The 19,147-nt window shown below is 63.3% G+C and carries 20 protein-coding genes; 14 read left to right on the forward strand and 6 right to left on the reverse strand.

The window, feature by feature from the left end:
* Positions 1–30: 30 nt before the first annotated feature.
* The 3 genes from NZN28_RS01325 to NZN28_RS01335 all read left to right on the forward strand — a co-directional run bounded on the left by NZN28_RS01325 (position 31) and on the right by NZN28_RS01335 (position 2,809).
* Positions 31–717, forward strand: a complete 687-nt coding sequence (locus NZN28_RS01325; RefSeq protein WP_295394915.1) for a Crp/Fnr family transcriptional regulator — start codon at positions 31–33, stop codon at positions 715–717.
* 155 nt (positions 718–872) lie between these two features.
* Positions 873–1,370 (forward strand): cytochrome c nitrite reductase small subunit, encoded by a 498-nt coding sequence (gene nrfH, locus NZN28_RS01330; RefSeq protein WP_295394917.1) that lies wholly within the window; start codon positions 873–875, stop codon positions 1,368–1,370.
* A gap of 8 nt (positions 1,371–1,378) precedes the next feature.
* The gene (locus NZN28_RS01335) at positions 1,379–2,809 is read left to right on the forward strand and encodes an ammonia-forming cytochrome c nitrite reductase subunit c552 (RefSeq protein ID WP_295394919.1); all 1,431 of its coding nucleotides are present in this window, start codon (positions 1,379–1,381) and stop codon (positions 2,807–2,809) included.
* A 57-nt stretch (positions 2,810–2,866) separates the two neighbouring features.
* On the opposite strand, the gene NZN28_RS01340 is transcribed toward NZN28_RS01335, so the two are convergent.
* A complete protein-coding gene (locus NZN28_RS01340) occupies positions 2,867–3,442 on the reverse strand; it encodes an ABC transporter ATP-binding protein (protein WP_295394920.1) in 576 nt (191 codons plus the stop codon).
* Positions 3,443–3,954: 512 nt separating this feature from the next.
* Between NZN28_RS01340 and NZN28_RS01345 the strand changes: the two genes are divergently transcribed.
* The 3 genes from NZN28_RS01345 to NZN28_RS01355 all read left to right on the forward strand — a co-directional run bounded on the left by NZN28_RS01345 (position 3,955) and on the right by NZN28_RS01355 (position 6,913).
* Positions 3,955–4,983, forward strand: a complete 1,029-nt coding sequence (locus tag NZN28_RS01345; RefSeq protein WP_295394921.1) for a cell wall metabolism sensor histidine kinase WalK — start codon at positions 3,955–3,957, stop codon at positions 4,981–4,983.
* Between the two features lie 268 nt (positions 4,984–5,251).
* On the forward strand, positions 5,252–6,262 hold the full coding sequence (locus tag NZN28_RS01350) for an ABC transporter ATP-binding protein (protein ID WP_295394922.1): 1,011 nt from the start codon (positions 5,252–5,254) through the stop codon (positions 6,260–6,262).
* Between the two features lie 18 nt (positions 6,263–6,280).
* Positions 6,281–6,913 carry a thiamine diphosphokinase gene (locus NZN28_RS01355; protein ID WP_295394924.1) on the forward strand — a complete coding sequence of 211 codons (633 nt, stop codon included), beginning with the start codon at positions 6,281–6,283 and terminating at the stop codon, positions 6,911–6,913.
* Here NZN28_RS01355 and NZN28_RS01360 read toward each other — a convergent pair.
* Positions 6,895–7,386 carry a hypothetical protein gene (locus NZN28_RS01360; protein ID WP_295394925.1) on the reverse strand — a complete coding sequence of 164 codons (492 nt, stop codon included), beginning with the start codon at positions 7,384–7,386 and terminating at the stop codon, positions 6,895–6,897. The two genes, NZN28_RS01355 and NZN28_RS01360, sit on opposite strands and share 19 nt — an antisense overlap.
* A 98-nt stretch (positions 7,387–7,484) precedes the next feature.
* Between NZN28_RS01360 and NZN28_RS01365 the strand changes: the two genes are divergently transcribed.
* From NZN28_RS01365 to NZN28_RS01390, 6 genes are all read left to right on the forward strand, one after another.
* Positions 7,485–7,715 (forward strand): hypothetical protein, encoded by a 231-nt coding sequence (locus NZN28_RS01365; RefSeq protein WP_295394998.1) that lies wholly within the window; start codon positions 7,485–7,487, stop codon positions 7,713–7,715.
* A 241-nt stretch (positions 7,716–7,956) separates the two neighbouring features.
* Positions 7,957–8,391, forward strand: a complete 435-nt coding sequence (gene arsN2 / locus NZN28_RS01370) for an arsenic resistance N-acetyltransferase ArsN2 (RefSeq protein ID WP_295394927.1) — start codon at positions 7,957–7,959, stop codon at positions 8,389–8,391.
* A 123-nt stretch (positions 8,392–8,514) separates the two neighbouring features.
* The gene (locus NZN28_RS01375; protein ID WP_295394928.1) at positions 8,515–9,756 is read left to right on the forward strand and encodes an MFS transporter; all 1,242 of its coding nucleotides are present in this window, start codon (positions 8,515–8,517) and stop codon (positions 9,754–9,756) included.
* A 237-nt stretch (positions 9,757–9,993) separates the two neighbouring features.
* Positions 9,994–10,461, forward strand: coding sequence for an arsenate reductase ArsC (locus tag NZN28_RS01380; protein WP_295394930.1), 468 nt, complete (start codon positions 9,994–9,996; stop codon positions 10,459–10,461).
* Positions 10,462–10,470: 9 nt separating this feature from the next.
* Positions 10,471–10,947, forward strand: coding sequence for an arsenate reductase ArsC (locus tag NZN28_RS01385; protein ID WP_295394932.1), 477 nt, complete (start codon positions 10,471–10,473; stop codon positions 10,945–10,947).
* Positions 10,948–10,988: 41 nt separating this feature from the next.
* Positions 10,989–12,020, forward strand: a complete 1,032-nt coding sequence (locus tag NZN28_RS01390) for a tetratricopeptide repeat protein (protein WP_295394934.1) — start codon at positions 10,989–10,991, stop codon at positions 12,018–12,020.
* A gap of 1 nt (position 12,021) precedes the next feature.
* Here NZN28_RS01390 and guaB read toward each other — a convergent pair whose 3' ends face one another.
* The 4 genes from guaB to NZN28_RS01410 all read right to left on the reverse strand — a co-directional run bounded on the left by guaB (position 12,022) and on the right by NZN28_RS01410 (position 17,082).
* Positions 12,022–13,536: an IMP dehydrogenase gene (guaB, locus tag NZN28_RS01395; protein ID WP_295394936.1), complete on the reverse strand. Its 1,515-nt coding sequence runs from the start codon at positions 13,534–13,536 to the stop codon at positions 12,022–12,024.
* Positions 13,537–13,660: 124 nt separating this feature from the next.
* Positions 13,661–14,854 (reverse strand): acyl-CoA dehydrogenase family protein, encoded by a 1,194-nt coding sequence (locus NZN28_RS01400; protein WP_295394938.1) that lies wholly within the window; start codon positions 14,852–14,854, stop codon positions 13,661–13,663.
* 164 nt (positions 14,855–15,018) lie between these two features.
* Positions 15,019–15,420: a hypothetical protein gene (locus NZN28_RS01405; RefSeq protein ID WP_295394940.1), complete on the reverse strand. Its 402-nt coding sequence runs from the start codon at positions 15,418–15,420 to the stop codon at positions 15,019–15,021.
* Positions 15,421–15,423: 3 nt separating this feature from the next.
* The gene (locus NZN28_RS01410; protein WP_295394942.1) at positions 15,424–17,082 is read right to left on the reverse strand and encodes a hypothetical protein; all 1,659 of its coding nucleotides are present in this window, start codon (positions 17,080–17,082) and stop codon (positions 15,424–15,426) included.
* A 250-nt stretch (positions 17,083–17,332) separates the two neighbouring features.
* Here NZN28_RS01410 and NZN28_RS01415 point away from each other — a divergent pair, with 250 nt between their 5' ends.
* Both NZN28_RS01415 and NZN28_RS01420 read left to right on the forward strand, forming a co-directional pair.
* Positions 17,333–17,968, forward strand: coding sequence for a CBS and ACT domain-containing protein (locus NZN28_RS01415; protein ID WP_295394944.1), 636 nt, complete (start codon positions 17,333–17,335; stop codon positions 17,966–17,968).
* Positions 17,965–19,101, forward strand: coding sequence for an acetoin utilization protein AcuC (locus tag NZN28_RS01420; RefSeq protein WP_295394946.1), 1,137 nt, complete (start codon positions 17,965–17,967; stop codon positions 19,099–19,101). The genes NZN28_RS01415 and NZN28_RS01420 overlap by 4 nt, the downstream gene beginning before the upstream one ends.
* Positions 19,102–19,147: the final 46 nt, after the last annotated feature.

Below are 19,147 nucleotides of genomic sequence, written 5' to 3' on the forward strand. Positions count from 1 at the left end.
GCCCTTGATAAACGCTACCCTACAGAAACCATGCAGCTATCCGAACTCAAGCCTATAGAGGTGCTGGCCCGGTGCCCCCTGTTTCAGGGCGTTTCGCCCGACAGGCTGGCATCGCTGACCCCAGCGTCCGAGTGGCTCGAGCTTACCAGGGGCCAGACGCTTTTCTTGCAAGGCGACCCAGTGGAGCGGCTTTATCTGGTGGCTCAGGGTCTCATCAAAGTCTTTCGCCATGACCCCAGGGGTCGTAAGCAGGTGGTGATGAACCTGGCGGGGCCGGGTCAGTGCGTGGCTGCCGTGGCGCTTTTTCTGGGAAACCCTCGGTATCCGGCCTCTGCGGAGGCTGGCGAGCCCAGCCGCATTCTGGCCGTGTCCGGGGCCTCATTTTTCCGCTTAGTGCAACAAGACCACACCCTGTGCTACAACCTCTTGCGAGCAACCGCCCAGCACACCGGCCAGATTGTGCAGGTGCTGGACCGCATGGTGTTCCGCGAGGTGGACTCGAGGCTGGCCGAGTATCTGCTCTCCATGGCACGGATCTATGGCCACAGCTTCAAGCTGCCCACCAACCCGGAAATAGCCGCCATAGTAGGCACCACCCCTGAGCCGGTAAGCCGCAAACTGGGCCACTTCTCCCAGCAGGGCTGGGTTGAAATGAATAAGCGCCGCATCCGCATTACCAATCCAATGGCGTTGCAGAAGCTAGCCCAGGCTACGTGAAATCGCCGCTGCGGAGTTGTGATTCACCATGACTAAACCTGCTTCTATTGCCCATCCGTGCAGTTTGACTTAAGTCATGGATTTTGAGTATGTAGGGATGTTGCAATTCTTTTAGTTCTGGGCGAGAAGGTGGCCATGAGCGTGGAGGGCCCACTATGCGAAACTGGCTAACCGGTGGTGGCATGGTACTGCTGAACGCACTCCTGCTGGGGGTGATGGCCGGGGCCGGAAGCTACACTGCCAACCATGCCCAAGCCCTTTCCTATCTCTCCAACGATCCCAAAGTCTGTGTGAACTGCCACATCATGCGCGAGGTCTACGACAGCTGGCAGAAGGCCAGCCACCACCACGTAGCGGTGTGTGTGGATTGCCACGTGCCCCACGACTTTGTGGGCAAATACCTGACCAAGATCGAGCACGGCTGGAACCACTCGAGGGCCTTCACCCTGCAAGATTTCCACGAGCCCATTCGCATTAGCGCACGCAGCGCAGCCGTGTTGGAACACAACTGCGTAGGCTGCCACCGCAATCTGATTGGGGGCGTGTTGGAAGCCCAGACCGCTTTCCAGGACGCACACGCCAACCTTCAAAGAGACGCTGAAGGCAAGTACGGCTGTGTGCATTGCCACCGTGGGGTAGGACACGGCCACTAGGGGGAAACATGAATAGACGATGGTTATGGATCAGCGTTGCAGTGGCCATCATCGCTGCGCTGGGCACCTTTGGCATTCTGACCCTGCTGGGGAACATCAACACCCGCCAGGCCGAGGCCAGGCAAACCTCCTTCCGGGTGGTGGAAATTACCAACAAAACCGAGGACTCGGCCCTTTGGGGTAAAAACTTCCCGCATCAGTACGACACCTGGCTCAAAACCGCCGACAACGAGCGCACCCGCTACGGGGGCTCGGAGGACTTCCCTACCTCGAAGCTCGAGGAAAACCCCCGCCTGAAAATTCTCTTCAACGGGATGCCCTTTGGCACCGATTACCGTGAGCGGCGTGGCCATGCCTACATGCTGATTGACCAGCGCAACACCGAGCGGGTCAAGCAGTTCAAGCAGCCCGGTGCCTGCCTCAATTGCCACGCCAGCGTGGCCACCGTCTTCCAGGCTGCAGGGGTAAAGGCCGGGGTGCCCGACGACGAAAATCACCGCATGGAGGCCATCTTCAAGGGCTTTGAAGTGATTAATCCCATGCCCTATGCCGAGGCCACCCAGCTCGTACAGCACCCGGTGGGCTGCGTGGACTGCCACGACGCCAAGACCATGGCCGTCACCATCACCCGCCCGGCCTTCATCACCGGGATTCAAAACCTGGCCAGGTCCAAAGAACCCGTCCCCTTCCTGCCCAGCATCGAACGCTGGCGCAAGGGCAACCAGGCCAAGCCCTATGACCCCAATACCGAGGCCACCCGCCAGGAAATGCGCTCGATGATCTGCGCCCAGTGCCATGTCGAGTACCATTTCGCCCCGCCCAACAAGACCCTTACCTACCCCTGGCACAACGGTCTAAAGGTCGAGCAGATCGAACAGCACTACGACCAGGTGAACTGGAAAGACTGGGAGCACAAGCTCACAGGCACCCAAATGCTCAAGGCCCAACACCCCGAATTTGAGCTGTGGGCCCAGGGTATCCACGCCCGGGCCGGAGTGGCCTGCGCCGACTGCCATATGCCCTATACCCGGGTGGGGGCGGTCAAGGTTTCCGACCACCAGGTGCGCAGTCCCCTGCTGAACGTGGCCAGGGCCTGCCAGACCTGCCACAACGCCTCTGAGGAGGAGATGAAAGCCCGGGTGGACATCATCCAGGATCGCACCAAGAAGCTTCTGGACGAGGCCGAGATTGCCACCGTAGACTTGATCCAGGCCATCGAAGCCGCCAAAGCTGCCGGCGCGAGCGATGAGGCCCTGGCCCAAGCTCGTCAGCTACACCGCAAAGCCCAGTGGCGCACCGACTACATCAACGCCGAGAACTCCATGGGCTTCCATGCACCCGCCGAAACAGCCCGAATCCTGGGCGAGGCCATCAACTTTGCCCGTCAGGGGCAGCTTCTGGCCTACAAAGCTGAAATTGCCAGCAAACCCAAACAGTAGCCCTGCCCTGCCCCATTAAGCCCCACCATACAGCGGGGTTTTGTGGCATGAGAGAAATTAAGTGGGCCTGAGCTCAACCACCCGGTCGACCAGGGCAAGCCAGCTTTTGTCGTGGGTGGCGATTACCACCCCCCCCGAGGCCCTGGCAAAGTTCACCAGGTCTTCCAGCAGGCCCCGACCCTCTGAGTCCAGGGCGGCCTCGGGTTCGTCCAGCAGCCAGATGTCCGGATTTTGCAGGCGCAACCGGGCCATGGCCAGGCGCTTTTTCATGCCGCTGCTGTAGCTCAGCACGGGCTTGTCGTGGGGCAGCCCAACCTGTTCCAGGGCCTGCCGAACCAGGGCCCGGCTGGCTGCCTGCCCATCCAGCCGCAGGGCATAATGTAGATTTTCAGCTCCGCTGAAATGCCGGTGAAAAGCGGGGGGGTTGGCCAGAAAGCCCACCCTGCCATCCCGCCTGAGGGAGCCCTGGGTCGGTCGAACCAGCCCGGCCAGCACCCGCAGCAAGGTGGTCTTGCCCGCACCATTGGGCCCAACCAGGGCCACCGTTTCGCGCGGGGCCAGTCGGAAATCCAGGTCGCGCAGCACCCAGTCGCGCCCGTAGCGTTTGGAAATGGCCTGGGCCTCAATCAGCATCGAATCCATCATACGTGTTCACAGGCAACACCGGCCCAGCAGCCTACCGGGAGCGATGTAGGGCAAAGGCCTGCCGAGCTTTGGGGCCGGGCAACGGCCACACGTGCACCAATGCTGTACACCCGCACGGTGAGCGAATCAAGGCAACCCTGACCTGGACTCACTCCGTTCCTCCCCTACCGCGTAGGGGAGGCCAGGGGGGGTGCTGACCTGGCCCTTCATGCAATCGTGTGGCCTTGGCATAAACCCTCCCCAACCCTCCCTACGCGGTAGGGAGGGACTTGAGGGCTATCCCTCTTTGGAATCTGTGGGCGTGTATGGGTATTTTCACGACCGTGTATTGTTCGCCTCTCACGACCAATGCCTTTCTTTATTGGTGATAGCCGCTCCCTTGCAGGGCCTTTGAAACAAAAATAGCGATGTGATTTATAGTCAAGTAAAGGTTTGGCGGCCTCAGGATGGGAAGTACACCTTCGTAATTCTTTCAAGGGTTGCTGGGTATGATGTCAGCAATGCAAGAAAGCATTCTGGAGTATCGGCGAGAACAACGTATTCGCACCATTCTGGAAGCAATTCCCGACGACTTGATGCTCGTCGATACGGAAGGCAACATCCGGGAGTACAAAGCGGGGAGCAGCCACCACCACCTGCCCATGGATCGCTTCCTGGGAACCACGCTGGGTGAGCTGTTTACCCCCGCCGTAACCCGCCAGCTTCAAGAGGCAATTCAAGCGGTACTCAACGGCGAGCCAACCTGCGTCATGGAGCTCAACCTGGAGGGCCGGGACTTTGAGGCCCGCATTGTCCCGATGCAGTCAGATACGGCACTGATTCTTTTTCGGGATGTGACCACCGAGCGGGAAGCCGAGCGCCTCAAATCGGAGTTTATCGCAGCGGTCTCCCACGAGCTCAAAACCCCTTTGGCCTCTATTCTGGGTTTTTGCGAGTTGCTGCTGGACGACAATTACAGTCCTTCAGAGTTCAGGGAGTATTTAGAAAACATCCAGCACAGCAGTCTTCGGTTGAAGGACATGGTCAACAACCTGCTCGACACCTCCCGCCTGGAAGCCGGTCGGTTTAGCATCAGCCGACAGCCCATCGATTTACAGACGACCCTGGCCCAGACCGCCCGTAGCTTTGCCGGGGTGGCCAAGCTCAGCCAGATTCACTTCGTGTGCGAGTTCGACCCCCTACCCATCCTCGAGGCCGATCCGGAGCGCATCGAGCAGGTGGTGGGCAACCTGCTCTCCAACGCCTTCAAGTTCTGCCCCAGGCGAGGCACTGTCTGGCTGCGGGCCAGGCCCCATGGGGGGGTGTTGCTCGAGGTCGAGGACACCGGCCCCGGCATCCCGCTGGAGGAACAGGGCCTGCTCTTCAGCCGGTATGGCCGCACCCGGAGCGCCATCTCGAGGGGCATTGTGGGTACGGGTCTGGGGCTTTACATCTCCAAGGCCATCGTAGAGGCCCACCAGGGGCGCATCTGGGTGGAGTCGCAGGAGGGACGTGGCGCAAAGTTCAGCGTGTGGCTGCCGCTTCAATAGAGCGCTCTTCACATATTGCGAGCCATTCGAGTTCAAGAAAGCCTGGTTCTCAAGAGAACAGTGGCGGCCTGGAAACTCGAAAACATGCCTCTCGGCCCAGACGCAACGCAGACACTTGTCCCTTCTCGTGTTTGTGGGCGGCCACGTCTGTGAAGCGCGCGATAGACCAAAGGCTCGAGGCGCACATTCGCCGAGTCTTCCGGTCAGGTCTTCGGCTTTGCGCTTTGAATGACTGCTGGTGCTTCGGGGAGTGCTGTAGGCTAAGGCCATGCTGCGCCTGTGCGGTCTGCGCAAGACCTATCCTGGTTTTTCACTTTCGGTCTCGCTCGAGGTTCGACCCGGGCAAACCCTGGCGCTGCTGGGCCCCTCGGGCAGCGGCAAGAGCACCCTGCTGCGGCTGGTGGCGGGCCTGGAAGTGCCGGAGGCCGGTCAGGTCTGGCTGCACGAGACCGAACTCACCCCCCTCGCGCCCGAGGCCCGCCGGATCGGGTTTGTATTTCAGGACTACGCTCTATTCCCCCACCTTTCGGTTTCCGAGAACATCGCCTTTGGCCTGCGCGAAGCCCGGTGGAACGAGGTCGGAATCCGGGAGCGGGTGGCCGAGTTGCTGGACCTGACCCACCTGACCCCGCACGCCCGCAAGCGCCCCGAGCTGCTCTCGGGCGGCGAGCGCCAGCGGGTCGCCCTGGCCCGGGCCCTGGCGCACCGGCCTCGAGCGCTGCTGCTGGACGAGCCTCTGGGTGCGCTGGATCTGAAGCTGCGCCAGGAGTTGCTGCTGGAGCTGCGAGCCATTTTGCGTCAGACAGCCGTGCCCTCCATCGTGGTCACGCATGACCAGTCCGAAGCCTTTGTGCTTGCCCAACAGGTGACCATTCTGCGCGAGGGCGCCATCGTGCAGCAGGGCGCACCCGAAGAGCTTTTCAACCGCCCCAAGAATCCCTGGGTGGCCACCTTTCTGGGCCACCACAACATCCTCAGCGCTGAGCAGAGCCGACAGATGGGCCTGCCCGCCCGCCCCCACCTGCTGCCCCAGGAGGCCCTCACGCTGGGGGAGGGAGAGGAGGCCAGGGTACAGGAGCGCATTTTCAAGGGCTTTACGGTAGCCCTGGAACTGCTCTGGCGGGGCCAGAAGCTCTACCTCGAGGGGCCGGAGCCGGGGCTCTATCCCGGCGACACCACCCATGTGAGGGTAGACTGGTCCAGGGTGGTGCCGTTGGAAGATGGCCCCAAGGCCGAAGCCCGGCCTCCGGTGGACGCCTCCTCGAGCATCCAAACTTAGAACGCACCCCCTCCCCCGATGCACCCCTTCACCATTCTGCTCAGCGGTTCGGCCCTCCCCACAGGGCGGCTTCTGGCTCAGGTCGCCGGAAGCCGGGTTATCGCGGCGGATGGCGGCATGCGACACGCTGCATTGCTGGGGCTGCAGGCCGAGCTCTGGGTGGGAGACTTCGACTCGGCCTCGGCGGAGCTCCAGCAAGCCTATGCCCACGTGCCGCGCGAAGAACATCCGGTGGGCAAGGACTATACCGATGGAGAGCTGGCCGTTCAGGCGGCCCTGGCCCGGGGGGCCGACCGGCTGATTCTGGTGGGGGCCATGGGCGGCCAGACCGACCAAACCCTGGCCCACCTGTTGCTGGGCATCCGGCTGGTGCGGCAGGGCATTCCCACCCTGCTCAGCTCGGGGCTCGAGGAGGCCTACCCCCTGCTGCCGGGCAGCCTGCAACTGGAGCTGCCGCGCGGCAGCAAGCTGAGTTTGTTGCCGCTGGGCGGTTTTGGGGGCCTGAGCCTGCGCGGCGTTCGCTGGCCCCTCGAGGGCGCCGAGGTGCCCCTGGGCAGCACCCGCACCCTTTCCAATGTGGCTTTGGGGTTGGTGGAGGTGGAGCTCCAAAGCGGCTACGGGGTGGTGATTGCCTACCCCGCCACCTTGTGAAACTCATCCAAAAACAGCCCCAGCTGCTCGGCCAGGTGCTCCTGCTCGAGCATGGCCTGCTCAAACTGCACGGGATCATCGAGCAGGTCCGGCAAGCGAAGCCACCCCAGGTAATACCGCCCGGCCAGCCCCGGCTTTTTAAGGCGGAGGCGCTCGGTGCTGGAGAGCAGGGTTTCGAACCCCTCGGGGCTACAGAGCACCGGATACTGCACGGGCGAAAGCCGCCGCAGGAAAGCCCTGAGCAAACCCGGATTCGACCAGAACCCATAGTTGAGGTCGTCGGTGATCTGTTCGATGCGGGAAAGCAGGGCCGGGTCGCCCTGACGGCCCACCAGCCTGCGCACCAGCTCACTGCGCCGCAGGCGCAGGGTGGCATAATCGCTCAGCGAGTAGAGTTTACCGGGATAAAAGTCCAGGGCTGCGCGCAGCCGGTGCGCCATGACATAGTCCTGGTATTCCCGGAAGGGGTCCACGCTTCTATTGTGCGACAAGGGGGTGGACAAATGGAAGATTAACCCCATCCAAGAGATTGATTCTCATGATTTCGCCCGTGCACACGGTATATTCAGGTATGGACACCCGGGGCTGGGTTCTCAAGGCCATCGAGAGTTTGCGTTTTGCCAGCGAGAAAGACATTGTGCGCTGGCTGGACGAGGAGGGTGAAAGCCTTTCCAAAGCCGAGCTCCAGCGCACCCTCGAGGCGCTGCTGAAGGAGGGCCAGCTCGAGCTCAAAAACGACCTCTTCCGCCTGAAGCGCAAGGATGGCAGCCCGCAGGCCTTCGACAATCTGTTCAAGGATTAGGCGGTGCTTTTCACAGCGTTTGCCAAAACCACAACCGAGCGCTTTTTGCCACGAGCCTACCGGCATCCTGCTAGAGCGCTCTTCACAATATTAGGAACCATTCGAGTTCAAGAAAGCCTGGTTCTGAACCGAACAGTGGCGGCCTGGAAACTCGAAAACATGCGTCTCGGCCCAGATGCATTCTCGTTTTCGTGGGCGGCCACGTCTGTGAAACGCGCGATAAGGGTAAGCTGGAGGAATCATGATTACGTACTGCACCGCTACTTCGGGCGATATACCGGACATCACAACCCTTCTGGACGAGGCCCATCTGCCCAAAGCAGGCCTCGAGGCCCACGTCCTGAACTTTATTCTGGCCCTCGATGGCGAACAGGTGGTGGGGTGTGCGGGCCTGGAAGTGCATCAGGATTGCGGTCTGCTGCGCTCCGTGGTGGTGGCACCGGGCTATCGCACCCACGGCATTGGTGCCAAGCTGACCGAAGGCATCATTGAACTGGCCCAGCAGAAAAACCTGACCTCGCTTTCGCTTCTGACCGAGACCGCCCAGAATTATTTCCCCCGCTTTGGCTTTGTGCCGGTGCCGCGCTCGGAACTGCCTGCGGCCCTCGAGGCCTCCGAGGAACTCCGGGGCGCCTGTCCCGATACCGCCACAGCCATGATGCTCAGGCTCGAGTAGCCAAAAGCTCTGCGACCCGGCCAGCATCCGCGCTTGTGGTCTGAGAGGGAACTCGAGCCGCTTCCGCCAAACAACCTTCCCTCGCAAATCCTCACCCTGAAAACTCCTGGCCCTCGAGCCCCTATGGCCCACCCCTCCCCTACTGCCTCCTACTATGGCTGGCGCATCGCCTGGGCCTTGGCCATCACCCAGACCGTTGGTTTTGGTGTCCTGTACTACACCTTTGGGGTTTTTGTGGGGCCCATGGAGGCCGAGCTGGGCTGGAGCCGCACCGAAACCTCGGCGGCCTTCTCGCTGGCCCTGCTGGTCTCAGGTCTGGCGGCCATTCCGGTGGGGCGCTGGTTCGACCGGCACGGGGCCCGCGCCCTCATGACCGCAGGTTCCATCTGGGGAGCCCTGCTGGTCTGGGGCTGGGCCCAGGTGCAAAGCCTGACCGCGTTTTACCTGCTCTGGGCGGGGCTGGGGTTGGCCATGGCAATGGTGCTTTACGAGGTGGCCTTTGCCGTGCTGGCGGTCTGGTTTCGCCGCTACCGCCCCAGGGCCATGCTGGTCGTGACCCTGACGGCGGGGTTGGCCAGCACCATTTTTGTACCGCTCAGTACCTGGCTGGTGCAGCTTGCAGGCTGGCGCGGGGCACTGGAGATTCTGGCCCTCATCCTGGCCGTGAGCACCATTCCTCTGCATGCCCTGGTTCTGCGCCGTCGCCCAGAAGACATCGGGCAGGTACCGGACGGCGAGGAATCTGCAATACCTTTTCGCAACCCGGCCCAAGAACCCAGCACCCGTGCCAAAGAAGCCCTGCGCCAACCCACGTTCTGGTGGCTTTCGCTCGGGTTTGCCCTCTCCAGGGCCACCAGCATTGCCCTCACGGCCCACCTGGTGCCCCTGCTGACCGAAAAAGGCTACAGCCCGGCCCTGGTAGCCCTGGCTGCCGGGGGGGTAGGGGTGGTGCAGCTAGCAGGCCGAATCCTGTACACCCCGCTCAGCGAGCGGGTCTCGCTCTTTCACCTGAGCGGCGCTTTTCTGGGGGGCTACGCCCTGGGCTTGCTCAGCCTGCTTTTTTTGCCGCCGGGCCTGGGCCTCGGGGCCTTCGTGCTGTTTTTTGGTCTGGCCAATGGTTCCATCTCCCTGGCCAAACCCGCCCTGCTGGCCGAAATTTATGGGGCCAAGCACTACGGCACCATCAACGGCAGCATGACCTCTATTGTGGCCGTGGCCCAGACCATTGCTCCGTTTGCCACGGGCGCCCTGCACGGCCTCTCGGGCAACTACAATCCGGCGCTCTGGCTTTTGGCCGCACTGGCCACGATTTCAGCGCTGGCCATATGGCAGGCCCGGCCCAGTGCAGCTCTGGCCGAGCCTTAAGAGTTACACCGTGCGGCAAAACGTTGCGCAAAAAAGCCTTCAGGGCTTCCCAAGCCCGGCGAGGGTTCGGCTGCCCCACCATGCCCAACCTGGGCCAGAGATGATTTCCAGCCAGTAGCTGCGGGGGAACGGTGTACCCGGGTCGGTTCTCGCCGGTTCTTGTGCCCTCAACACAATCGGCGCCCCAGGTAATTCGGGCCTGACACTTCCATGAAAAAAGGCCGATACTGTGCCTTGATGCGTATTCTGGTACTCTGCACGCACAACTCCGCCCGCAGCCAGATGGCCGAGGGCTGGCTACGGTACTGGGCCGAGCGGCTATCGTTTCCCGCCGATATCTGGTCGGCAGGCACCGAGAAAACCTTTGTAAAAACCGATGCCATTCGGGTAATGGAGGAAGTCGGTATAGACCTGAGCACACATACCTCCAAGACCTTCAACGACCTGCCCGACCCCTGGCACTTTGACCTGGTGCTCACGGTTTGCGACGCAGCGGCTGAGACCTGCCCGGCCTACCCGGCTAAAACCCACAAGCTGCACGTTTCCTTCCCCGACCCCTCCGGCAAGGGCCTGGGAGAGTGGCGCCGGGTGCGGGATGCCCTGGGCCGTATGGCGGAGCACCTGATTCGAAGCCTCAAACAAGGCCACCTTCCAACCGAAACGGCCCTGGCCGAGGCCGCCGGGCTGAATCGAGTTCTTCCATAGGGGGTTCACATGGGGAAACGCAAGCTCACGGTGCTCTTTTTGTGCAGCCACAACTCGGCCCGCAGCCAGATGGCCGAAGCCCTGCTGCGTCACTACGCGGGGGATCGCTTCGAGGTTTACAGTGCCGGGCTGCACCCCAGTGAAATCAACCCCCTGACCCGCCGGGTGCTCTCGGAGATGGGCCTGGACATGCAGGGCCAGTACGCCAAAAGCCTGATGGAGTACTGGGGCGGCAAGTACAACTTCACCTATCTGGTGATTGTCTGCGACCGGGCCGAGCAGGAGTGCCCCTTGTTTCCCTTCAGCACCTACCGGCTGTACTGGCCCTTCGAGGACCCCAGCGCCGCCCAGGGCAGCGAGGAGGAGCGCCTCGAGGTCTTCCGCAGGGTGCGTGACCAGATTGCCCACAAGGTGCGGGAGTGGGTGCGGGAAATGGAGCAGAAGGGCCTGATCCCCAAAAGCGGCGGCCAGACCGCCGAGGTCTGAGGCCACAATCGGCCCTCTGGCGCATCTGGCATACTGAAACGGTGCGTTTATTGCTGCTGTTCCTGGTTGCATTTGGCAATGCATGGGCCCTGCCGGGCACCGTTTTTCTGAGTGGGGCTCGCCACGAGTACCAGCGCTACAACAACTGCGGCCCCGTCACGCTGGGCATGGCCCTGAGCTTCTGGGGCAGCCGCGAGACCCAGTACCAGATTGCCCCCCTGCTCAAGCCCAACAAAAACGATAAAAACGTGAACGCCGACGAGATGGCGGCCTATGCCCGCGGGCGTGGCTTCGGGGTGCACCTGGGGGTGGCAGGCGATATGAACCTGCTCAAACGCCTGCTGGCCGGGGGCTTTCCGGTGATTATCGAGACCTGGTTCGTGACCCCCGACCACGGCGGCATGGGCCACTACCGCCTGCTGGTGGGCTACAACGAGGCCCTGGGCCTCTTCAACGCCTTCGACAGCTACTACGGCCCCAAGGTCACACTGCGCTATAGCGATGTGGACAGGCTCTGGCAGGTTTTCAACCGCACCTATCTGGTGGTGTATGCCAGGGGCCAGCAAGACAAACTAGCCGCCATTCTGGGGAACCGGATGCAAGAGGGGTTTGAATGGCAGCTGGCCCTGGAGCAGGCCCGGCGCGAAACCCAGCAAAACCCCCAGAATGCCTTCGCCTGGTTCAACCTGGGCACCACCCTGCTGCGCCTGGGCAATGCCCCGGAAGCGGCCCGGGCCTACGACCGCTCGCGGCGAATCGCCCCCAGCCCTACCCTTGACCCCCGCCGCCCAAGCAACGCCGTTGCCAACTGGCCCTGGCGGATGCTCTGGTACCAGTTTGGCCCCTACGAGGCCTATTACCAGACCGGGCGCTACCAGGAGGTCATCGCCCTGGCCAACGATGTGCTGGGCCGGGTAGACGACCACGAGGAAAGCTACTACTGGCGCGGTCTGGCCCGCAAAGCGCTGGGCAGCCTGGAGGCTGCTCGAGCCGACTTTCAGGCCGCTTTGCGCTACAAGCCCGGCTACCGGGAGGCAGCAGTCGCCTTGCAGCGGGCGCAGGGCTCGAGGTGAGCTACCTCGAGTAGTTCGGCGCCTCCTTGGTAATGGTCACCCCGTGGGGGTGGCTCTCAATTAAACCAGCACTGGAGATGCGGGTAAAGCGGGTCTCCCTGCGGAAGGTCTCGAGGTCGGGTGCACCGCAGTAGCCCATGGCGGCCCGCAGCCCACCCACCACCTGGTAGAGCACATCGCCCACCGGGCCCTTGTAGGGCACCATCCCCTCGATGCCTTCGGGCACCAGTTTCTTAACCTCTACGCTGCCCACGCTTTTACCGGAGTCCTGGAAGTAGCGGTCGGCAGAGCCCTGGCGCATAGCCCCCAGGCTGCCCATCCCCCGGTAGAGCTTGTAGCGACGGCCATCCTTGAGCACCTCTTCGCCGGGGGCCTCCTGGGTGCCGGCCAGCATGGAACCCAGCATCACCGTGTGGGCCCCGGCGGCCAGGGCCTTGGCCACATCGCCGGAGTATTTGATGCCCCCATCGGCCACCACCGGCACGTCCAGGCCCTCCAGCCCGGCCACCGCCTCCATGATGGCGGTAATTTGCGGAACCCCCACCCCGGTTACAACTCGGGTGGTGCAGATCGAGCCGGGCCCAATGCCCACCTTGACCGCATCGGCCCCGGCCTCGGCCAGTGCCCGCGCGCCTTCGGCGGTGGCCACATTGCCCGCGATAATCTGCACGGCCTCGCCATAGGTTTGCTTGAGGTTTCGCAGCGCCTCCAGGATGCCCCGGCTGTGGCCGTGGGCGCTGTCCAGCACCAGCACATCCACCCCGGCCTCCACCAAGGCTTTGGCCCGGGCCTCCAAATCCTTCGAGACCCCCACCGCCGCCCCGACCAACAGACGGCCCTGGGCGTCCTTGGCCGCGAAGGGGAACTTCTGGCGTTTGGTCAGGTCTTTGAGGGTCAGCAAGCCCCGAAGCCGCCCCTCGTGGTCCACCAAGGGGAGTTTTTCGATTTTGTGCTGGCGCAATAGGGCCTCGGCCTCTTCCAGGATGGTGCCGGGGGGCGCGGTAATGAGGCGCTCTACCGGGGTCATGACCTCGGAGACCAGCCGCCCCATCTCGCGCTCAAAGCGCAGGTCGCGGTTGGTGACCAGGCCCAGCAGCTTGCCGTAGAAGTCCACCACCGGCAGGCCGCCAATCTTGAACTCGCGCATCAGCCGCTCGGCGTCTTCCAGGGTGGCGTTGGGGGCCAGCGTGACCGGGTCTTGAATCATGCCGGCCTCGCTGCGCTTGACCTTGCGCACCTGAGCGGCCTGTTCCTCGGCGCTCAGGTTCTTGTGAATCACGCCCAGGCCCCCCTCGCGGGCCATGGCAATGGCCATTTCGGCCTCGGTCACGGTGTCCATGGCCGCCGAGAGGATGGGAATATTGAGCCAGAGCTTCTGGGTCAGGCGGGTGCAGGTGTCCACCTCGCGGGGCAGCACCTCCGAGTAAGCCGGAATGAGCAGCACATCGTCGAAAGTCAGGCCTTCTTGCTGGATTTTTTCTGTTCTGGAACGGGGTTTGCTGGGGGCCTCGAGCATATTCCAAGCAGTATAGCAGCCATGGATGAAACCACCAACAGGGCCCCCTCGAGCCTGCTGTGGCGGTTTCCCCGAACAAAAAACACCGGAGCGGCCAGGGCTAGAGCTGACCCGAGAGAACCCCCTAGCGCCCCACCATCTCCTTGGGCCGGGGGCTTTCGCCGAGGGCGTTCTCGCCGGTGAGTTCGCGGCCCAGAATCAGGGTGTGGATGTCGTGGGTGCCCTCGTAGGTGTCTACGGTTTCCAGGTTCAGCATGTGGCGGATGCTGTGGTACTCGAGGGTAATCCCGCTGCCCCCCAGAATCTCGCGGGCGGCCCGGGCCGCATTCAAAGCAGCCCGCACGTTGTCGCGTTTGCCCAGCGAGACCTGGGCCGGCCTGAGCTGACCGGCATCCTTGAGCTTAGCCAGCCGCCAGGCCAGCAAGAGCCCCTTGGTGTGGTCGGCGGCCATGCGGACGAGCTTCTCCTGTACCAGCTGGCGGCTGGCGATGGGCGCTCCGAAGGTGGTGCGGCTTTTGGCGAACTCGAGGGCCTCGGTGTACACCGCCTCCAGCGCCCCCAAGGCCCCCCAGGCGATGCCGTAGCGGGCCTGGGTGAGACAGGAAAGCGGCCCCTTGAGGCCCTTCACCCCCGGCAGCATGGCGCTGGCCGGAACCCGCACCTCCTCCAGCACCAGCTCGCTGGTCACCGAAGCCCGCAGGGACGCCTTGTGCTGAATCTTGTGGGCCCTGAAGCCTTTGCTCTGGGTGGGCACGATAAACCCCCGCACCACGCCCTCGTCGTCCTTGGCCCAGACCAGCGCAATGTGGGCCAGGTTGCCGTTGGTAATCCACATCTTGGAGCCACTGAGCACGTAGTCGCCCCCGTCGCGCCGGGCGCGGGTTTTCATGTTGGCGTCGGGGTCGCTGCCGCCGTCGGCCTCGGTCAGGCCAAAGCAGCCCACATACTCGCCGGTGGCCAGCTTGGGCAGGTATTCGCGCTTTTGTTCCTCGGAGCCGTAAGCCCAGATGGGGTACATCACCAGGCTGCTCTGCACGCTGCAAAAGCTGCGCAGGCCGGAGTCTATGCGCTCCAACTCATAGCCCACCACCCCATACGAGGCCGCGCTGGCTCCCAGGCCGCCGTACTCGGTGGGGATGCTGGTGCCCAGAAAGCCCATCTCGCCAAATTTGCGTATCAGGTGGGTGGGAAACTCGGCGTTTTCCCACCACTCGGCAATGTGCGGGAGGCACTCGGCTTCCAGGAACTTGCGGGCGGCTTTCTGGATTTCGCGCTCCTCGGGGGTGAGCAGGTCGGTTACTTGGAAAAAGTCGAACATGGGGAACCTCGAGGGCAATTCTACAGCCTGTGCGCCCACGAAAACAGGCGAGTCCATGCTGTTTGAGGTCTGTCGCAGGTCAAACCCAGTGAGGAGACCGGGCCACCGCCGGAGCCAGGCCAGCGGCCATAATCCTTCGGCTATCGGCTATTGACCATAGACCCCTAGGGCAGGTACATCTGCTTGAGCTCCAGAATCTCCCGCCGGGCCTCGTCCACCTTGATGTAAAAAGGGGTGTCCCGGTCAAAAGACCAGCCGAAGTTGCGGCCCCCCAGGCCCTGGATGAGCTGCTGGGGGGTGGCCTGGAAGTATTCCCCGGCATTTTTCAGCAACAGGATTTTGGTGCTGCGGGTGAAGCGAAAGGTGCGAATCAGGGGGTTCTGGTTGGAAATCTCGATACCCGCCGGGCAGTCGTCGCGGTGGCAGTCCTTCACCTCGACATAATCGAGCTTGACCGTCCAGACCCCCTGCACCTGCCGGAAATCGGTGATGCGGGCCACCCGGTTTTGCAGTTGGGCCAGACCTATCCCCAGGGCCAGGATGAGCAGAGCGACCAGTACACGCATATCTTATTTCCCTCCCATTCTGCGGTAGCCAAACCCCAGGGCCAGCCCAGCCGGAACCAGGGTGGTGGCGACCACGATTAACAACCACAGGGGGCCTTCCGAGCTACCCAGGTAATTGGTCTGGCGCTCGGTAATGGCCAGGTACACCGGACGGCTGGCCAGCACCACCAGCAGCCCCGAGTGCAACAACGTGAGGCCCATATACAAAAACCCACCTATGCCCATGGGCACCTCGGCGGGGTTGGCGGCGTCGAACTTGGGGAAGGCCGCCCCCAGACCCACCCCCAGGCCCGCCGCCGTGATGGCCGAGGCCAGCCCCAGAATGAGGGAGATTTGGGTGAGGTTGTCGTCCAGGCCGATCACCCTGGGCGAGTAATAGCCCAGGGCCAGCCCCAGCGGCAGCAAAAAGAACAGGGCCAGCCCAAAGCGGGTCAGAAGGAGGGTTTGGCTGGAGACCGGGCCGGTCTGGAGCATCCAGTAACCGGGGCCCTCGAGGCTATAGAGCGGATACGCGAGCCGCACCCCCACCCCTCCAATCACAAATCCCTGGAAAGCCAGGTGCATGAAACCCGCTACCAACTGGAAGCGGGCATCCCCCAGCGGCAGGTACTGCAGGCTGGTGGTGTACAAAAGCACCAGCACCCCCACCAGAATCAGCTGGGAGGCCTGGTTGGCATCGCGGAAGAACAGGCGCAGGTCGCGGGCCCAGAGGGCCAGGGCCACGCTCTTGCTCGACCAGCGATCCAGAAGCCCCGCTCGCAGGATGCCGCGCTCCCGCACGGTGCCCTCGAGGGCCCGCACCCAGCCCTGCTGGTAGGCATAGCCCGCCACCAGGCCCGCCAGCACCAGCAGCCCCCCCGAGAGGCAGAGGAGCCACCAGAAGGCAGGCTCCACGTTGCCCCGAGAAAGCCCCTCGAGGGCCTGCTGGGCCAGGGCCGAGGGCAGGAAGGGGGCGCTGGGGTCGCGGAAGGTTTGCAGGAAGCGGTCGAGCTCCTCCGGGTTGGCAAAGTCGGTCTGGAGCAGCACCTCGGGACGCAGCGCCCGCAGCAAAAAAATGAGCAGCCCGCCCAGCACCGCCCCCAGCGCGGCGGCCCACTCCCGCGCCCGGCCTGCGGGGGCATAGCGCACCAGGGGCAGGGCCAGCCCCACCCCCAGCACCACCGGAAAGGCGAACAAAGCCAGCGCGACCAGGGTAGCCCCCACAAAAAACAGCGGGGGTGCGCCGTAGTGGGCCCCGTACGCAAACAACACCGGCAGCACCAGCAAGGTGGGGAGCAGGGCGGTGGTCACAAACACCTCGCCCACCTTGAACATGAAAACCCGGCTGGCCTTTTGCGGAAGGGCCAGGTGCAGGGGGAGGTCTTCGGAGGTGTAGAGCACCGCCACCGCGTTGGGTAGGGCGGAGAGCACCACCGAACTCGAGAGCACCAGCAGCAGGCTGCCCAGGATGCGCTCCACCAGCACATCGCGGGTGAAGGCCGCGGCCAGACGATTGACAAAAGCATTGCTGCCAAAAAGTTCGTTGGAGATGAAGTTCAAAAACCAGCTTGTACCGGCCCAGGCCCCATACGCCAGCCCGGCCCCCAGCAAAAGCCCCACCAGGGCCGAGGCCGGAGCCTGACGAAATCCGTTCCACAAGAGCTGTAAGCGCAGGGTCAGCATCCGACCTCGAGTCTAGCCCACCCGCTCCAAAGCATTGGTGCGTTTGCGCCGTTTTGTTGCGAAGTACCTCCTCGGGAAGCTTCGCATCTTGGCCTGGCTCCAGATTTTTTTCCTCACCCAGCAACGCTTCCCCTCCTTGAGGGAAGGCAAGCTATACAATACGCACCTGGCTTTTGGCCTTGGGCGCCCGACTTTCCCTGACAAATGCCCCTAGCCGCCGGGTCTCTCTTGTGCCTTAGACTAAGAACAAATGCTAGTCAAAGACGTAATGCACAGCCCGGTGCTGACGGTGGATGCCTCGGTGACGCTCGAGGCCGCCTACCACATCATGCTTCAGCGCAACATCCGGCACATTCCGGTCACGCGGGAGGGCCGCGTGGTGGGGATGATTACCGACCGCGATATCCGGCTGGCCACCAGTCCCTTTGCCGCCGGAGGGGCCAGACCCATCGAGACCCCGGTGGAACAGGTGATGGCCCAGCCGGTGGTTACGGGCGACCCCCTCGACCCGGTGGAGGAGGCCGCGCGGGTTATGCGGCAGCGCAAAATTGGGGCCCTGCCCATCCTGGACGGCAACGAGCTGGTGGGCATCGTGACCGGCATTGACCTGCTGGATGCGCTCCTGCGCCTGACCGGGGTGCAGAAGCCCAGCGGGCGGCTCGAGGTCTGCCTCGACGACCGGCCTGGCGAGCTGGCCCGTCTGAGCAGCGAGCTGGCCCAGAACAACATCAACATCCATTCCTTGCTGACCTATCCCTGCGGCGAGAACACCGTGACCACCGTGGTACGAATCGGCACCCTGGACGTGCGCAAGCTAGCCCGCGACCTGCGCCAGAAGGGGTACGAGGTGCGCTGGCCCCCCGAAATTCCCGGCAAGAGCTTATGAGCGTCCCGGTGATTTACAGCCCCCAGTACAAGCTCTACAACTTTGGGCCGCAGCATCCCTTCAGTCCGGTACGGCTCGAGATGCTGCTGGACTTGCTGGAGCACCTGGGCCACCCCCTGCATTTTGTCGAACCCGCTCAGGCCACCCGCGAGGACGTGCGCAGCGTGCACCTGGAGTCGTTTGTCCGGCGGGTGGAGGCCGCCGGGCGGGGGGAGCGCTCGCCCGATTTTGACCACTACGGCATCGGAACCGCCGACACCCCCATCTTCCCCGGAATGGACGAGGCCGCCCGCTGGCTGGTGGGGGGCACCCTTACGGCGGCCCGAATGATCTCGAGCGGCCAGGCCAGGGAGGTCTTGCAACTGGGGGGCGGCCTGCACCATGCCCAGAAAGACCTGGCCTCAGGGTTTTGCGTGTACAACGACCTCTCGGTGGCCATTCGCCACCTGACCGGCCAGGGCTTGAGGGTCGCCTACATAGATATTGACGTGCACCACGGCGACGGGGTGCAGTGGATCCACTACGACGAGCCGGGCGTCCTCACCTTCTCGATCCACGAGTCGGGCCGCTACCTCTACCCCGGCACCGGCCACACCCACGAAATCGGCAAGGCCGAAGGCACCGGGCGCAAGCTGAATATTCCGCTGGAACCCTTCACCGAAGACGATTCCTATCTGGAGGTCTTGCAGATGGGCCTCGAGCCCGCCCTGCGCTGGTTCCGCCCCGATGCCCTGGTCATCCAGTGCGGCGCCGACGCCCACTACCAAGACCCCCTGGCCGAAATCCTGCTCACCACCCGGGCCTACGCCAAGGTCTTTCCGCTCTTGCGCCAGTACGCTGCCGATTTCGCCGGCGGACGGGCCGTTTACACGCTGGGTGGTGGCTACAGCCTGGATGCCACCAGCCGCATCTGGGCCATGCTCTACCTGACCCTCCAAGGCCTGCCCCTGCCCGACCACCTCCCCGAGCCCTGGCTGAGGCGCTGGGGCACCCAGCTCGGCCACTTTCTGACCCACACCCTGCACGACCTCGAGGCCGCCTACCCCGAAATCCCCCGTAAACCCGAAATTGAGCGACGCAACCGCCAGGTGACCGAGCGGATGCTCGAGTCGGTACGGCCCTACTGGAACTGACCGTAGCACTGGTCGTAAGCCAACGGTTTGTGTAAAGTTGGTATAA

Source organism: Meiothermus sp., assembly GCF_025056915.1.
Taxonomy (GTDB): Bacteria; Deinococcota; Deinococci; order Deinococcales; family Thermaceae; genus Meiothermus.

Excerpts from the sequence above, each read along its gene's own strand:
- NZN28_RS01405 (WP_295394940.1), bottom strand. The coding sequence starts at position 15,420 with ATGCGTGTACTGGTCGCTCTGCTCATCCTGGCCCTGGGGATAGGTCTG.
- nrfH (WP_295394917.1), top strand. The coding sequence starts at position 873 with ATGCGAAACTGGCTAACCGGTGGTGGCATGGTACTGCTGAACGCACTC.
- NZN28_RS01365 (WP_295394998.1), top strand. The coding sequence starts at position 7,485 with ATGGACACCCGGGGCTGGGTTCTCAAGGCCATCGAGAGTTTGCGTTTT.
- NZN28_RS01415 (WP_295394944.1), top strand. The coding sequence starts at position 17,333 with ATGCTAGTCAAAGACGTAATGCACAGCCCGGTGCTGACGGTGGATGCC.
- NZN28_RS01410 (WP_295394942.1), bottom strand. The coding sequence starts at position 17,082 with ATGCTGACCCTGCGCTTACAGCTCTTGTGGAACGGATTTCGTCAGGCT.
- NZN28_RS01375 (WP_295394928.1), top strand. The coding sequence starts at position 8,515 with ATGGCCCACCCCTCCCCTACTGCCTCCTACTATGGCTGGCGCATCGCC.
- NZN28_RS01335 (WP_295394919.1), top strand. The coding sequence starts at position 1,379 with ATGAATAGACGATGGTTATGGATCAGCGTTGCAGTGGCCATCATCGCT.
- arsN2 (WP_295394927.1), top strand. The coding sequence starts at position 7,957 with ATGATTACGTACTGCACCGCTACTTCGGGCGATATACCGGACATCACA.
- NZN28_RS01380 (WP_295394930.1), top strand. The coding sequence starts at position 9,994 with ATGCGTATTCTGGTACTCTGCACGCACAACTCCGCCCGCAGCCAGATG.
- guaB (WP_295394936.1), bottom strand. The coding sequence starts at position 13,536 with ATGCTCGAGGCCCCCAGCAAACCCCGTTCCAGAACAGAAAAAATCCAG.
- NZN28_RS01385 (WP_295394932.1), top strand. The coding sequence starts at position 10,471 with ATGGGGAAACGCAAGCTCACGGTGCTCTTTTTGTGCAGCCACAACTCG.
- NZN28_RS01340 (WP_295394920.1), bottom strand. The coding sequence starts at position 3,442 with ATGCTGATTGAGGCCCAGGCCATTTCCAAACGCTACGGGCGCGACTGG.
- NZN28_RS01325 (WP_295394915.1), top strand. The coding sequence starts at position 31 with ATGCAGCTATCCGAACTCAAGCCTATAGAGGTGCTGGCCCGGTGCCCC.
- NZN28_RS01355 (WP_295394924.1), top strand. The coding sequence starts at position 6,281 with ATGCACCCCTTCACCATTCTGCTCAGCGGTTCGGCCCTCCCCACAGGG.
- NZN28_RS01345 (WP_295394921.1), top strand. The coding sequence starts at position 3,955 with ATGCAAGAAAGCATTCTGGAGTATCGGCGAGAACAACGTATTCGCACC.
- NZN28_RS01350 (WP_295394922.1), top strand. The coding sequence starts at position 5,252 with ATGCTGCGCCTGTGCGGTCTGCGCAAGACCTATCCTGGTTTTTCACTT.
- NZN28_RS01400 (WP_295394938.1), bottom strand. The coding sequence starts at position 14,854 with ATGTTCGACTTTTTCCAAGTAACCGACCTGCTCACCCCCGAGGAGCGC.
- NZN28_RS01420 (WP_295394946.1), top strand. The coding sequence starts at position 17,965 with ATGAGCGTCCCGGTGATTTACAGCCCCCAGTACAAGCTCTACAACTTT.